The sequence below is a fragment of the Microbulbifer guangxiensis genome (assembly GCF_021729075.1).
In the GTDB taxonomy this organism is placed as follows: domain Bacteria; phylum Pseudomonadota; class Gammaproteobacteria; order Pseudomonadales; family Cellvibrionaceae; genus Microbulbifer; species Microbulbifer guangxiensis.
On record NZ_JAJSAQ010000004.1, the window covers coordinates 343,527 to 356,906 of the forward strand.

General features: G+C 60.9%; 14 protein-coding genes. 6 read left to right on the forward strand and 8 right to left on the reverse strand.

Translation table 11 applies throughout. The features are described from left to right. Position 1 precedes the first annotated feature (1 nt). The 6 genes from LVD12_RS11110 to LVD12_RS11135 all read left to right on the forward strand — a co-directional run bounded on the left by LVD12_RS11110 (position 2) and on the right by LVD12_RS11135 (position 5,991). Positions 2-436: a DUF4124 domain-containing protein gene (locus tag LVD12_RS11110; RefSeq protein ID WP_237067778.1), complete on the forward strand. Its 435-nt coding sequence runs from the start codon at positions 2-4 to the stop codon at positions 434-436. A gap of 106 nt (positions 437-542) precedes the next feature. Continuing rightward, on the forward strand, positions 543-1,421 hold the full coding sequence (gene hslO / locus LVD12_RS11115) for an Hsp33 family molecular chaperone HslO (RefSeq protein WP_237067779.1): 879 nt from the start codon (positions 543-545) through the stop codon (positions 1,419-1,421). Between the two features lie 306 nt (positions 1,422-1,727). Continuing rightward, the gene (locus tag LVD12_RS11120; RefSeq protein ID WP_237067780.1) at positions 1,728-3,275 is read left to right on the forward strand and encodes a phosphoenolpyruvate carboxykinase; all 1,548 of its coding nucleotides are present in this window, start codon (positions 1,728-1,730) and stop codon (positions 3,273-3,275) included. A 132-nt stretch (positions 3,276-3,407) separates the two neighbouring features. Further along, a complete protein-coding gene (locus tag LVD12_RS11125; RefSeq protein WP_237067781.1) occupies positions 3,408-4,091 on the forward strand; it encodes a D-Ala-D-Ala carboxypeptidase family metallohydrolase in 684 nt (227 codons plus the stop codon). Positions 4,092-4,117: 26 nt separating this feature from the next. Next, positions 4,118-4,846: a D-Ala-D-Ala carboxypeptidase family metallohydrolase gene (locus tag LVD12_RS11130; protein ID WP_237067782.1), complete on the forward strand. Its 729-nt coding sequence runs from the start codon at positions 4,118-4,120 to the stop codon at positions 4,844-4,846. A 62-nt stretch (positions 4,847-4,908) separates the two neighbouring features. Then, entirely contained in the window at positions 4,909-5,991 is a 1,083-nt protein-coding gene (locus LVD12_RS11135) for an AI-2E family transporter (RefSeq protein WP_237067783.1), read from the forward strand. Here the strand turns inward: LVD12_RS11135 and LVD12_RS11140 are convergent. The 8 genes from LVD12_RS11140 to LVD12_RS11175 form a co-directional block, all read right to left on the reverse strand. Further along, the gene (locus tag LVD12_RS11140; RefSeq protein WP_237067784.1) at positions 5,939-6,814 is read right to left on the reverse strand and encodes a bestrophin-like domain; all 876 of its coding nucleotides are present in this window, start codon (positions 6,812-6,814) and stop codon (positions 5,939-5,941) included. The two genes, LVD12_RS11135 and LVD12_RS11140, sit on opposite strands and share 53 nt — an antisense overlap. Positions 6,815-6,882: 68 nt before the next feature. Next, positions 6,883-7,713 carry a bestrophin-like domain gene (locus LVD12_RS11145; protein ID WP_237067785.1) on the reverse strand — a complete coding sequence of 277 codons (831 nt, stop codon included), beginning with the start codon at positions 7,711-7,713 and terminating at the stop codon, positions 6,883-6,885. 21 nt (positions 7,714-7,734) lie between these two features. Beyond that, entirely contained in the window at positions 7,735-8,463 is a 729-nt protein-coding gene (locus LVD12_RS11150; RefSeq protein ID WP_237067786.1) for a sialate O-acetylesterase, read from the reverse strand. A gap of 535 nt (positions 8,464-8,998) precedes the next feature. Continuing rightward, the gene (locus tag LVD12_RS11155; RefSeq protein ID WP_237067787.1) at positions 8,999-9,229 is read right to left on the reverse strand and encodes a hypothetical protein; all 231 of its coding nucleotides are present in this window, start codon (positions 9,227-9,229) and stop codon (positions 8,999-9,001) included. Between the two features lie 34 nt (positions 9,230-9,263). After that, entirely contained in the window at positions 9,264-9,542 is a 279-nt protein-coding gene (locus LVD12_RS11160; protein WP_237067788.1) for a hypothetical protein, read from the reverse strand. Between the two features lie 245 nt (positions 9,543-9,787). Further along, the gene (ntrC, locus tag LVD12_RS11165; protein WP_237067789.1) at positions 9,788-11,200 is read right to left on the reverse strand and encodes a nitrogen regulation protein NR(I); all 1,413 of its coding nucleotides are present in this window, start codon (positions 11,198-11,200) and stop codon (positions 9,788-9,790) included. Positions 11,201-11,221: 21 nt separating this feature from the next. Further along, entirely contained in the window at positions 11,222-12,286 is a 1,065-nt protein-coding gene (glnL, locus tag LVD12_RS11170; RefSeq protein ID WP_237067790.1) for a nitrogen regulation protein NR(II), read from the reverse strand. A 360-nt stretch (positions 12,287-12,646) separates the two neighbouring features. Beyond that, a complete protein-coding gene (locus LVD12_RS11175) occupies positions 12,647-13,309 on the reverse strand; it encodes a DUF4124 domain-containing protein (protein WP_237067791.1) in 663 nt (220 codons plus the stop codon). Positions 13,310-13,380: the final 71 nt, after the last annotated feature.

Below are 13,380 nucleotides of genomic sequence, written 5' to 3' on the forward strand. Positions count from 1 at the left end.
AATGTTCAGACGTGGATTACTGGTCCTGTCGCTCATTCTGGCCGGCACCACGGCCAGCGCCGACGAGCTCTACCGCTGGGTCGATGAGCACGGCCAGGTGCACTTCGGTGACCGGCCACCGGCCTCTGCCAGCGCCGAGGATGTGGGTGAGGCCCTCACCCCCATCAACAGTGCCGATCCCACCAGAGCGACCACCAGCGTACGCCAGCAGCCGGTCGACCTCGAGCGCCAGTACCAGCAGCAACAGAGACAGCAGCTAAAGCGGCAACAGGCACAGCGCGCCGAAGCGTGCCGCCGCGCCCAGCGGGACCTGAGTATCCTGCGCGGCCCGGTGATCCTTGTGGATGAGAGTGGCCAGCAGGTGCGTCTCAGCGAGCGCGAGCGCCAGCAAAAAGCCGCGGCACTGGAGCAGCAGATCCGCCAGCTGTGTGGCTGAACCGGTACCCGCCGCCACGGCTACCATTTAAAGACCCGGCCCTCTAAAATCGCCGCCCCCGACGGCGATGCCCGTCCGCCCCAAGAATTGCCGAGGCCACGAGTCCATGTCCGATCAGCTGGAACGCTTCATACTTTCCCAACACGATATCCGCGGTCAGGTGGTCACCCTCACCGACGCTTACCGGGCGGTACTGGAGAACAACCAGTTGCCGATGCCGGTGCAGAGACTGCTCGGTGAGTTTCTCGCCGCCGCCTGCCTGCTATCCACCACGCTGAAATTCGAGGGGTTGCTGGCCCTGCAGGCCCGCGGCGAGGGCGATGTACCGCTGATCATGGCGGAGTGCACCCACCACAGCGACCTGCGCGGTATCGCGCATCTGGCGGAAGGCGCCGAGATCGCCGAGGATGCCTCCCTGCAGCAGCTGATCGGTGGCCGCGGGGTACTGGCCATCACTGTCGAACCGGCTCAGGGGGAGCGCTACCAGGGCATTGTGCCCCTGGAGCGGGAAACCCTGGCCGAGTGCCTGGAGGACTATTTCACCCAGTCCGAACAGCTGGCGACCCGGTTCTGGATCGAATCCAGTCCCAGCACTGTCGGCGGCATCATGCTGCAGGTGCTGCCCGGCAACAATGCGGCCACCGCAGCGGAAAACGCCGATGCCTGGGAGATGGCCCAGCACCTGGCCGAAACAGTGACCGCCGATGAGCTGCACGACCTGCCCCACGACCAGCTGCTGCATCGCCTGTTCCATCAGCTCAACCCCGAGGCGCTGGGCACGGCCAATATCCGCTTCAAGTGCAGCTGCTCCCGCGAGCGCAGCGCGCAGGCCCTGATCGCCATGGGCCCGGAGGAGGTTTACCAGCTGCTGGAGGAGCAGGGAGGAGAAATCCAGGCTGACTGCCAGTTCTGCAACACCCAGTACCGCTTCGACCGGGAGCAGATCGAGACCCTGTTCAACGCCCCTCCCCACACCCTGCACTAGGGGGGCCTCCGGCTCCCGCAGAGCCCCGATGCCCGGCCCCGACCGGGCATCGGGCCGTTCGCCGACGGTCGCCGATTTTGGCACCAAAATTCATTAAATCTATGTAGTAAAACTACATTATCGCCAAAGCTGATAGTCTGACACTAAATTTCACAAGACAACGCTGTCATTGAGCAAAAAATAGCCTTTCTGAGTATCCCGTCAAATTGAAGTTTGCCATAATTCTGCCCCCCGATTTTCCCGGCAACGCCTCCCGTTAGCGTTGCCCTACTATTTCAGTCCTATAACTTCACGGGTAATCGACGAATGGCACAGATGGACGACACGGCACAGGCTCTGAAGAACCTGGCGTCGGCGAAACTGATTGAAGAGGCGATCCGCCGCGGCGAAGGCAAGCTCTCCGAGACCGGCGCACTGGTCACCGAGACCGGTGCCCGCACCGGCCGCTCCCCGGCAGACCGCTTCGTGGTGGAAGAGCCCTCCACCAGCGACAGCATCGAATGGGGCAACGTCAACCGCCCCTTCCCGCAGGATAAGTTCGATGCCCTCTGGAGCCGAGTCGAAGAGTTCGTATCTTCCTCCGATACCTTCTCGCAGCAGCTACACGTCGGCCAGCACGAGGACTATTACCTGCCGGTAGTGGTCACGGCGCAGACCGCATGGCACACCCTCTTTGCCCGCAACATGTTCATCCGCCCGGACAAGTACAACCCCAAGGGCAAGGAAGAGTGGCGCATCCTGCATGCCCCGGCTTTCGTCTGCGAACCCGAGCGTGACGGCACCAATTCGGAAGGTGTAGTGATCATCAACTTTGCCCAGCGCAAAGTGCTGCTGGCTGGCATGCGCTACGCGGGCGAGATGAAGAAGGCCATGTTCTCCGTGCAGAACTTCCTGCTGCCGGAAAAGGACGTGATGCCGATGCACTGTGCTGCCAACGTGGGCAAGGATGGCGACGTGTGCCTGTTCTTCGGCCTGTCCGGCACCGGCAAGACCACCCTGTCCGCCGACCCGGACCGCTACCTGATCGGTGACGACGAGCACGGCTGGGCCAAGGGCGGCGTCTTCAACATCGAGGGCGGCTGTTACGCCAAGACCATCAACCTGAGCAAGGAAAACGAGCCGGTCATCTGGGATGCCATTCGTTTCGGCGCCATCGTTGAAAACGTGGTCACCGACGAGGCCGGCGTACCCGACTATCACGATACCAGCCTGACCGAAAACGGTCGCTGCTCCTACCCGCTGGAGCACGTGGTAATGCGCCAGCCGGGCAACCAGGCCGGCGAGCCGAAGAACGTGATCTTCCTGACCTGCGACGTTTCCGGCGTACTGCCGCCGGTGTCCATCCTGTCCAAGGAAGCCGCCGCTTATCACTTCCTGTCCGGCTACACCGCGCGCGTCGGCTCTACCGAGCTGGGTGCGGAGGCGGGCATCCACCCGACTTTCTCCACCTGCTTCGGCGCTCCGTTCATGCCGCGCGCACCGCGCGAGTATGCGGACCTGCTGATGAAGCGCATCGAGGACTTCGGTTCAAAAGTCTACCTGGTCAACACCGGCTGGACCGGTGGCTCCGGGGACAAAGGCAAGCGTTTCCCGATCCCGGTCACCCGCGCAGTGATCGCCGCAATCCAGAGCGGCGCCCTGGAGGGTGTTGAAACCGAGCACCTGGAGGCCCTGAACCTGGATATTCCGATGGATGTCCCGGGTGTCGACAAAGCCTACCTGAACCCGCGCGAAGCCTGGTCTGACAAGGCTGCCTATGACGAGCAGGCCAAGAAACTGGCCCAGCTGTTCGCCGAGAACATCGACAAGTTCCAGGTCAGCGACGACGTGAAGGCCGCCGGCCCCCGCGCCTGACCCTGTCCGGTCTGACGGCCTGAAAGACCCCCGCAGAGCAATCTGCGGGGGTCTTTTCGTTTGCGGCTATAGTGAATGAAGAGGCGCCGTGCGCCAGCGCGGCGAGGTTGTACTCAAACGCCATCGGTTCACATGTCCGCAACAGACCAAGTCACCCTAATCGGTCGCCAGGTCCACCAGCAGTGGCGGGCGGAGCGCGTCAACTGGCTGGTACTCACCGGCATTGTGCTGCTGTTGCTGGTGATCATCGCCACACTCTGGGGCCTGCTGTACCTCCAGTCTGTGGAGCGGCCCTATGTGGAAATCCGCGGCTACCGGTTCGCGGATGAGGAAACCTTCCAGCAGTTCCTGCGCGAGGGCGACAACCGCGCCCGCTTCGCAGAATTCACCACCTTCCTGCGCGAGGCGGATGTGGACACCGCCCTGATCCCACCCCGGGACCTGCTGCGCCAGGGTTCCGACTGGCTGCGTATCCGCGAGCCGGCGTTTGCCCTGCCGCCGCGCCGGGACTGGCCCAATATCGTCGCCACCCTGCAGCTGGTGCGCGATGAAGTGGTGCCCTATACCGGCCCGGTGGTCGTGGTATCTGCCTACCGGAGCGCTCGCTACAACCGCAAGGTGGGCGGCTCGGCCAGCAGCCATCACCGGGATTTCTGCAGCGTTGACCTGGTACCCCGATCCAACATCAGTCGCCGTGAATTGACCGAGGAACTGAAGGCCATGCATGTGCGGGTCGGCCCGCAGAGCCGGGCCGGACTCGGTATCTACGACGGGGTCCGCTTTCATATCGACACCTGTGGCTATCGCCACTGGTGAGTCCTCTACCAGGAGCCTGATCGACCATGGATATCAAAGAGAGTCCCGATCACGAGTGGATCGATATTCACATTGAGCGGCGCCGAGCAATCTGGATCACCGGCCTCACCCTGGCGGGCATCCTGCTGCTGGTGGTCTTCACCGTGGAAAAGGTACGGGAACTGTCGGAGCGCATCGTGACGCCGCGGGAAATCATTCCGATAGAAAAAATTCCGGAGAAACTGGTGATTCCCGATGTGTATGATGTGAAAGGCTATGCGGCTGCCTCCCCCAAGGCTTTCGAACGCTTCCTGGACGACAGCAAACTGCGGCCCCGCTATACCCGCCTGCAACACTTCCTCTACATCAACAAGGTCGATGGAGTGGTTCCCTCCTACTCCCTTCTTCGGCAGGGCAGTGACTGGCAGCAGGTTGGAGAGCCGCCCTTTGCCATTCCACCGGAGAAGAACTGGGGCACCATGGTGGAAACACTGCGCCTGTTGCAGCAGGAAATCATTCCGGCAATCGGCCCGGTTACGGTGCTGTCCGGCTGGCGTACCAACACCTACAACGCCAAGGCCGGCGGCTCCCGGCGCAGTAAACATATGCATTTCTGCGGGCTGGACATGGTGCCGGAGCGGGACTACAGCCGCGAAGAGCTGGTGCCGATCCTCAAAAAAATCCACCGGCGCGTGGGCAAGAGGTGGAATATGGGACTCGGCATTTACAGCGGGGTCCGCTTCCATATCGACACCTGCGGCTACCGAGGCTGGTAATCGATAGTCACCACTGCGTAAACTAGCCCCCTGACAAGACAACAATAATCGGGGGACGACAGGTGCAAGCAAAGCTGGAACAGCGCTCGTTCATCATTGCCCTGCTGCTGGTATCTCTGGCTTTTACACTGCTGTTGAAGCCCTTTTTCACGCCCATTTTCTGGGCCTGCGCCATCACCGTGATTTTCTATCCGGTCTACCGACTGTTGATGCAGCGCTTCCCCAAGTGGCCCAACCTGATGGCCCTGCTAACGCTGGTGCTTTGCGTAGTGCTGGTGGTGATCCCGGTGCTCGCTGTGGCGAGCTCGTTCATCAATGAAGCCGTCAGCCTGTTCCAGAAGGTCCAGAGCGGCCAGATCGACCTGTCGCGCCAGCTGGAGCAGGTGCGTTCCGCCTTCCCCGGTATCAGTGCCTTCTTCGAGCGCTTCGGTATCGACTTCGACCAGCTCAAGGAGCGAGTCCTCAGCGGTCTCATGAGCGCTGGCAGCTTCATTGCCAAGAACGCCATCGCCCTCGGCCAGAACACGCTCAACTTCTTCCTGATGCTGGGCCTGATGCTGTACCTGACTTTCTTCCTGATTCGGGATGGCGAGTGGTTGGTGGCGCTGCTGATCCGCGCCCTGCCGCTCGGCGATGAGCGCGAACACCTGCTGCTGGCCAAGTTCGCCGAGGTAACCCGCGCCACCATCAAGGGCAACCTGGTGGTGGCCGTTACCCAGGGCACACTGGGGGGACTGATTTTCTGGGCTCTGGGACTACCGGCACCACTGCTGTGGGGGGTAGTGATGACCCTGCTTTCGCTGCTGCCGGCAGTGGGGGCGGCAATCATCTGGTTCCCGGCCGCCATCTTCCTCTACGCCACCGGCGAGGTGGTCAAGGCATCCATACTGATGGCCTTCGGCGTCGGCGTGATCAGCCTGGTGGACAACCTGTTGCGGCCGATCCTGGTGGGACGGGATACCAAGCTGCCGGATTACCTGGTGCTCTTCTCCACGGTCGGCGGTCTGATGATGTTCGGTATCAGCGGCTTTGCCATCGGCCCACTGCTGGCGGCACTGTTCATGGCCTTCTGGCAGATCTTCATGCGGGAATTCATGGGCTCTGAACAGCCGGGTGGCCAGGAGATACGCCCCGGGGCAGGCTGACACTGTCTGGCCCCGTTTTCTCCTCCAGGCGGCGCTGCTGCTCCCGCTGCAGGCGCAGGTTGAGTTCGTGTAGCGGCCGCTCATCGACCAGCAACAAGCCCTCCATCGACCGGTCGAGATCGGCGATGAGAAGGATGACAGTGGCAAAAGTCAGTGCCAAAGCCGCCGCTATCTGCAGTGAGCCGCCGCGACTGATACCGAACTGGTAGCCGATCACCATCATCGCCAAACCTGTCATGAAGTACATCGACAGCCAGATCGGCGGTGGTATGTGGTACTGGAGCGCCACCACCACCCGCGAATGGTGATAGCGGATCAACTCACTCAATGGGTCGACAAACTGCCGCAGATAGCCGGCGTTGTATTGCTGGGCCACGTGATAGTCGACGATACCCCACAATTGCCGGTGGAGGCCTTCCACATGGGCCAGGTCTTCCGCCCTGATCTTGCGTTCGCCGGGATCATAGTCACGAAAATCGGCATACTCGGCCAATAATGCCCTGGCACGGGTGGCCTGTTCTGGCAGCAGGAAGTCCGCGCGCAGGTAGGCATTGTGAATCACATTCGCCTCGCCCAGGACCAGGGCCTTGCGATCACCGAAACGGCTGGCCGTCATGTTAAAGGTAAAAGCGAGCAGGAAGGCCAGCAGGCCCAGGGTCGCACCGACGGCACTACCGATGGAGGACTCTTTCTGGTCACCATGCTTTCTCCGGTAAAAACGACCCAGCATGACACCGAATGCCAGCGTGATCAGCACGAAGCAGACGGTAACGAAGTAGATCAGTGACAGCGGCAGTGTATGGAAGAGATCATCAGCGTACATAAAGCCACCAGTTCCCAAGGGCCTGGTGCCCGGTCATGCGCCCGCCACCCGCAGTGCACACGTCGGTATTACTCACGGCGCCCCTCCTGAATTTCCATGATCTCACGCTGTCGCTGCTGCAGGCTGGTACTCAGCTCGGTCATGGCGCTGTGGTCCACGATAAGAAAGCCCTCCCAGGAGCGATCCAGGTCGGCGATCAGCAGGATCACCAGGGAAAAGGACAGCGCCAGCGCAATGGCCACCTGCGGCGAGCCACCACGCGCCACCCCCAGCTGGAAACCGATACCGAACATCGCCAGTCCGGTAATCGCGTATAGCGCGACCCAGATCGGCGGCGGTATGCGGTAGCGGGACCCCACCTGCACCCTGCGGGTGTGATAATCGAGCACCTCATTGAGAGGCTGGTAAAAGGCCCGCAGCTTTTCCGTATCGAAGCCCGCATCGACATGTTCGGCGACAATGGCCCAGAGACGGTCCTGTATCTCCTCACTGCGCGCCAGCAGGCGCAGGTAGGTCTGCAGATCGATGCGGGCGGGATTAAAGTCCCGAACCGATGCGTATTCTGCCAGCAGCGCGCGGGCTTCCCCTTTGCCCTCTTCGGTCAGGAAATCAGCGCGCAGGTAAGTGGTGGCGATGGCATTCACTTCTTCCAGTAGCAGCTGTTTGCGCTCAGAGAACCGCTCGGCACTCATATTGAAGGTGAACGCCAGCATGAAGGCCAGCAGTCCCAGGGTCGCGGCCACTGCACTGCCCAGTGAGCTGTCCCGGACACTTCTGTGAGCGCGCTGTAGACGGTGACCAAACAGATAACCCAGCCCCAGTGTCAGCATCACCAGTAAGATGGAAAAGACGTAAAGTCCCAACAGCGGCAGCGTGGAGAAGGGGTCGTAAAGGTTCATGAATTTCCCGCGGGTATCCTTTCAATTCTGGACCACGGGGTTGGCTTTTTCCTGCGCCGGAGGGTTTGCCTCCCGGTGCAGACGGATGGCCTGATTCGCGAAACGCAGGCCAAGTTCCCGGTAGCCGCCATCGGTATAATGCAGATCGTTTTCCAGTTGTGTGCCCTCCGGGCCGGTGCCATCATTGAGATCATCGGTATCAATCCATGCCGCCAGCATGCTGGATTCCGCGACACGCTCCTGTGCTGCGCGCACGGCGCGCCAGTCATCACTGCGAGGGCCGGCAAGGCCGTGGTCACTGATACGGCCGATCACGACGACCATGTCATTCCGCCTCAGATCCTTTCTCAACCTTGCCAACAGGATTTGCAGGTTGTTTTCATATTCCAGCCCGAGCCCCTCGCGGGCATCCCGTTCTCCCTGCATCCAGACAAAAGTGACGCTGTCATCCGGCTTCAGTTCGCCCACGCGATCCCTGACCTTCTGTAGCAGTCGGAGATAGAGCGGTCCGGGTTGCGCCGTTTCGGCATCGATCCAGCGGCGGATCGGCTGCGCCCCCTGCGCATCCTTGATCACAACCACCTGATCACTACCCAGTACACCCTGTAAATACGGAGTGAAAGTCAGGTCGGGATTCATCCTGGCCATATTGGATTGACCCGACAGAATAAACAGATGCCGCGACCCGGTCTGAGCCAGGATCTCTCCCGCTGCCAGCATCAGCACAAGCATCGCAGCCCATCTCCCCATGGGATCCTCCCTGCTATGGAAATTCCAGCGGATTAATGGCAAACGGGATAACAACCAGATCCCGGCATCCACGCAGCGCGTGTCGCCGAAATAACTGAAAGGGGAACCCGATCGCCAGGTTTTCCATTCCTCAGGGAGTTATAGACTCTTGCGCCGTGCTTGATGAATGCCTGCCGGTCACGGGCGTCGGGTGCCAGGTTCAGTTTTTCCTGGCAAACGCGCTGACTCGATCGAGGTTGTCGGCGATGGCAGGACGATGACACGGGGGGAGGAGGCCTTCTGCGCCGGGATAGACTCAACGGGTGCAGAGCGAAAAGATGAAGACTGGGGAAGCTGTTCGCTGTTGACGGCGCAGACATATATCGAAGCAATGCCTGTGGACTGTACTACAACGGGGAGGATGAACGTGCCGTATTCGTGCTGCTGTATCGATGCAGTTGGTAACCCAACGTTATGCAGTCTGAGAGCGTAACCCTGCCCTGAAACCTTTATTGACTGAAATCACTTGAAACGCAATTTCACCATAGCTGTGCCGCTACTCGCCCTGCTCAAACAATAGGGAAAATGGCTGACCCGTGGCGCCTATAGCAATGTAGCGATCGCTCCCAATTCTTGCTTCATCTGCAAATTGATAGCGAAACACATGAAACTCACCCTGCGGAGCGGGCTCGATATAAAAAGGCCAGACATTCAGGCCGCAGTACTCAAGGAGAGCATTGCCGCCCAGCAGGCTGACCGCACGTTGCTCTGCCTGCTCAAGTTTCACCTCAGCCCACCGCCCTGCCTATTCGACAATCGACCTAGTCGGTATTTGCGGCCAGAGGCCGGACCTTCCATTCCTGCCGCGGCTCTTTTCCCTGCACGGCAAGCTCGATGCCCTGCAAGCGCATCTCAAGTTCCTCAATTCTTTCATTCAGCAAACCAACGCTTTGCTGGCTTTCCGCTAATTGGGCCTTGAGATTGGTAATCTCACCCTCGGGTTGCCCGATGACGTTTCCTGTGAACAGGGCAATGGCCACCGCTATCGCCAGGACCAGGGATATAGAGGAAGCGACAACAGAAATTTTTATCTGATCCATCGATGAGTTCCTTTCAGGCAATATTCCAATGAAATCGGCTGATTGCCGAACGCAGAGCAGGCACAAGCATAACGGCAAGAGCCGAATCGAGAGACCAATCGAGAGCCGAACAAAGTCCGCCAGCCCCATGGACCCGCCCATCACCTGTTGCGCTCAAAGCAAGGGAAAGGCACTCCCCGAGGATTCAAACCCTCACAGCAGCTGCCACCTGATCCGCCCCGCTCGTGGCAATCGGTTGCTTCAGGCTAGTCGGATTCCCCACTCATATCCAATTCCTTGAGTTTTCGTGTCAGGGTATTTCTTCCCCAGCCCAGCAGTTCTGCGGCATCGCGCTTGCGACCGGCAGTGTGTTTCAGTGCAATCTCGATCAGGGCTTTCTCGAACGCGGGCACTGCTTCACTCAGGATTTCACGACGTCCGGCCGCCAGTGCCTGGTCGGCCCACAGGCGCAGGGAGCGCTGCCAGTCCTGCGGTGCTGCGCTGCTCGCCGTCTGCTGCTGGAGCTCCTGCGGCAGGTCCTCGATATGCACCTCACGGCCCGAGGCCATCACGGTGATCCAGCGACAGGTGTTTTCCAGCTGGCGCACGTTGCCGGGCCAGTCCAGGTTGGCGAGGTACTCCTCGGTTTCCTTGAGCAGGATCTTCGGCTCGACCCCCAGGTCCTTGGCGGCACTGTTGAAGAAGTGCCGTACCAGGCGGGGAATATCCTCGCGGCGGTCCGCCAGGCGCGGGATATGGATGCGAATGACGTTCAGGCGGTGGAACAGGTCCTCACGGAATTTGTGCTCGCCGACCAGTTTTTCCAGGTCCTGGTGAGTCGCAGCGATGATGCGCACATCCACTTTCACCGGGGTATGGCCGCCAACGCGGTAGAACTCACCATCGGCCAGCACCCGCAACAGCCGGGTCTGGGTCTCGGCCGGCATATCGCCGATCTCGTCGAGGAACAGGGTGCCGCCATCCGCCTGCTCGAACCGGCCCGCGCGCTGGGTTGTGGCACCAGTAAAGGCGCCCTTCTCGTGACCAAACAATTCAGATTCCATCAGGTCCTTGGGAATCGCCGCCATGTTCAGGGCAATAAACGGCTTGCTCTTGCGCGGGCTGTGATTGTGCAGTGCCTGCGCCACCAGCTCCTTACCGGTACCGGATTCACCGTTGATCAATACGGTGATGTTGGAGTGGGACAGACGGCCGATCGCGCGAAACACCTCCTGCATGGCCGGCGCCTCGCCGATGATCTCCTTGTTGCCATTCACCTGTTCGATCGCAACCGGTTCCTCCGCCTCTTGCTCGCTGGCGTGGGCCAGGGCGCGGCGGGTGACAGCCACCGCCTCATCCACATCGAAAGGCTTGGGCAAATACTCGAAGGCACCACCCTGGTAGGCAGCCACGGCACTGTCCAGGTCAGAGTGCGCAGTCATGATGATGATCGGCAGGGCGGGGCGCTCGGCCTGAAAGCGCTGCAGCAACTTGAAACCGTCGGAGCCGGGCATGCGGATATCGCTGATCACCACATCCGGTGAGTCGCTGTAGAAATCATCGAGGGCTTTGTCACCACTCTCGTAGCACTTGGTCTCGATACCCTCGCGGGACAGTGCCCGCTCCAGGACCCAGCGAATCGATCGGTCGTCGTCAATAATCCAAACGCGGTTACTCATACTCTTCCGTCCAGTAAGCTGCTATTCGGTGTCCAGAGGCAGATAGATCTGGAAGACGCTCTGCCCCGGGCGGCTGTCACATTTGATCAGGCCGCGATGCTGATTGATGATGTTCTGTGAAATGGAAAGGCCGAGACCCGAACCCTCGGCGCGCCCGGAAATCATCGGATAGAAAATACGGTCGCGGATCTCCTCCGGGATACCCGGGCCGTTGTCCTCAATCTCGATGCGGCAGACCAGCGGGCAACAGCGCCGACCAATGGTGAAGCGCCGCTGAATTCGGGTTCTCAAAGTAATCTCGCCGGCGCCCAGGCCGATACTTTCATCAATGGCCTGCATGGCATTGCGGGCGATATTCAAAAGGGCCTGGATGAGTTGCTCGGTGTCTGCCGGAAACTCGGGAATCGACGGGTCGTAATCACGGCGAATGCGCAATTGGCCATCGCACTCAGCATCGATCAGCTGAGCCACCCGCTCCAGAATTTCATGCACGTTGGTGGACTCGATGGCGGCGGGCTGGTTGGGCCCCAGCAGCCGGTCGACGAGATTCCGCAACCGGTCTGCCTCGTCGATGATGATCTGGGTGTACTCCGCCAGCTCCTCATCCGGCAGCTCGCGCTGCAACAACTGGGCTGCGCCGCGGATACCACCGAGCGGGTTCTTCACTTCGTGGGCCATGCCGCGAACCAGGTTGCGCGTCGTCTCCTGTGCACTCAGCAGTGCATCTTCGCGGGCGATACGCAACAGTCGGTCCATGGGCTGCATCTCCACCAGCAACAACCCCAACTCCGGCACCGGGCTCACGGAGTAATCCACCGTGCGCTGCTCTAGGTTGTGCAGGTGCCAATGAGCCTGCCGCACCGTGTAGCGCTCCCCGCTGGCCAGTGCCGCGCGCATCGCTTCTTGGGCAGACCGGGGTTCCCGCACCAGCTCCCGTAGCGGGAGGCCATGGACCCGTGTATTTGACCCCGCCAACAGGTCCTCGGCGGCGGCATTCAGGTAGCAGATCAGCAGGCTGTCATCCAGGGCCAGTACGGCCGTGGACAGACTATCCAGTAACTGGCGCAGCTGACGGTCATTGAGCATGGCGTGTTTCCGGTTCAACCATGGCGCGCGGGCCATTTCAAAAGCGGTCGTTAGATTACGGTGCAAAAAGCAAACCAAAATGGCGCACCAGAGGTTTTTTAACGCCCACCCCCGCATGCCGTGCGCCAAAGGCGGGCATGGTGGGTGCTCTGGCACCAGTCGGTAGCGGCTTCAGGTCGAGGGAGGCGAATCGGCACAGCAACACTCACCAGTGCGCCATTGTCCGCACCATTATGGTGCGCAGGTCAGAAAAAAGACAGCCGCAAGCCCGGCCAGCGGGTCAGTACCGCCCCGATCCTGGGGCAGAGGAGAGGGCCGGCGACCGCGGGACGCCGGCGGGGGAAAGGTCCTACACCACGGTCAGTTGTTCCGACGCGGCTGTGCCGGACGCGACAGTCCCGGCGCGGCCGGGGTTTTCGGCGCCTGCGGTGCTTTCGCGCCGGGATAATCCGGCACCTGGTCACCGGGCCGCTGCACGTACAGGTTGATGATCTGTGAACGGGCCAGCACATTGCCCCCGGGGTCGGCGAGCACCGCCTGCAGGGTGTGGCTGCCGCGCTCAAGGGCGGAGATGTCCAGGCGGTTGCCGGAGGAACTGCCCAGCCAGGGCTGCCCGTCCACCACCGCAAAGACCTGGTGCCCCTGGGGTGGCAGGGGTTCGATGGCCACCTGCATGACGATGAAGCGCTGCCCGGGGGTAATGGTCGCGCCGTCCTGAGGGCTGACGATGGCGAAGTTGACTGGTCCAGTATAGGCGCGTCGCCGATCATCTTTTTCCTGGTCCCTCGGTGACAGTTTGCGCGTGGGCATAGGGCGAGGCTGCACATTGACTGGCCCCAGCTCGATACGCTCAGCCTTGCCATCCGGGGGCGGCGTGTCCGTGAACACGACGCTGCCGTCGGGGCCGACGGTTTTGTAAACCACGCTACCACCACCGGATGCCCGGTCTGTCCCGTCGCTGCCCGCCAATCCTGGCGAGGTTACCGTCAACAGCGCAATCAGCAGTCCGTAGTGTTTCTTCATGAAATTCCGTTCGTGGGCTCGGCCACGCCTGGCAGTGAAAGAAAGTCCTGCTACTTACAACCTAGCAGGTT

Bases quoted from the DNA above. Each gene is read 5' to 3' on its own strand.
- LVD12_RS11125 (WP_237067781.1), top strand. From the start codon at position 3,408: ATGTCCGCAACAGACCAAGTCACCCTAATCGGTCGCCAGGTCCACCAG.
- LVD12_RS11120 (WP_237067780.1), top strand. From the start codon at position 1,728: ATGGCACAGATGGACGACACGGCACAGGCTCTGAAGAACCTGGCGTCG.
- LVD12_RS11175 (WP_237067791.1), bottom strand. From the start codon at position 13,309: ATGAAGAAACACTACGGACTGCTGATTGCGCTGTTGACGGTAACCTCG.
- hslO (WP_237067779.1), top strand. From the start codon at position 543: ATGTCCGATCAGCTGGAACGCTTCATACTTTCCCAACACGATATCCGC.
- LVD12_RS11150 (WP_237067786.1), bottom strand. From the start codon at position 8,463: ATGGGGAGATGGGCTGCGATGCTTGTGCTGATGCTGGCAGCGGGAGAG.
- LVD12_RS11130 (WP_237067782.1), top strand. From the start codon at position 4,118: ATGGATATCAAAGAGAGTCCCGATCACGAGTGGATCGATATTCACATT.
- ntrC (WP_237067789.1), bottom strand. From the start codon at position 11,200: ATGAGTAACCGCGTTTGGATTATTGACGACGACCGATCGATTCGCTGG.
- LVD12_RS11110 (WP_237067778.1), top strand. From the start codon at position 2: ATGTTCAGACGTGGATTACTGGTCCTGTCGCTCATTCTGGCCGGCACC.
- LVD12_RS11140 (WP_237067784.1), bottom strand. From the start codon at position 6,814: ATGTACGCTGATGATCTCTTCCATACACTGCCGCTGTCACTGATCTAC.
- LVD12_RS11145 (WP_237067785.1), bottom strand. From the start codon at position 7,713: ATGAACCTTTACGACCCCTTCTCCACGCTGCCGCTGTTGGGACTTTAC.
- glnL (WP_237067790.1), bottom strand. From the start codon at position 12,286: ATGCTCAATGACCGTCAGCTGCGCCAGTTACTGGATAGTCTGTCCACG.
- LVD12_RS11160 (WP_237067788.1), bottom strand. From the start codon at position 9,542: ATGGATCAGATAAAAATTTCTGTTGTCGCTTCCTCTATATCCCTGGTC.